Below are 364 nucleotides of genomic sequence, written 5' to 3' on the forward strand. Positions count from 1 at the left end.
CGCCTGAATTTTCGCCAGGTTCGCGCGTTCTGCGGCGTAGGCGCTCAGCACGTCGGGCCGCCTTGCGATCGCGGAGGCAACGATCTGCTCGACCGGCTGGCGCAGCGCGGGCGAGAGCGTGCGCACCGGCATGTCGGCAATCTTCGGCTTCGACAGCGGCGAAATACCCATCGCCGAGATCAGCGTCAGATACGCATTGCTTTGCGCGCCTTGTGCCTGAACCAACGCCAGCTTCGCCTGCGCATAGTTCTGATTCGCTTGCGCCACTTCGATCACGGTGCCAATGCCGCGCCGGTATCGGGACTTGGCTGCATCGGCCACGGCGCCCGCGTTTTCCAGTCCTTGCTCGGCCGTCGCGACACGT

1 protein-coding gene is annotated in these 364 nt (G+C 65.1%); it reads right to left on the reverse strand.

Annotated features, from left to right (window positions below; all coding sequences use genetic code 11):
* Positions 1-364, reverse strand: a 364-nt coding sequence (locus CDV44_RS27080; protein WP_170936126.1) for a TolC family protein, incomplete at both ends; no start/stop codon positions are given.

The organism is Pandoraea sp. PE-S2R-1, assembly GCF_002179865.1.
GTDB lineage: Bacteria > Pseudomonadota > Gammaproteobacteria > Burkholderiales > Burkholderiaceae > Pandoraea.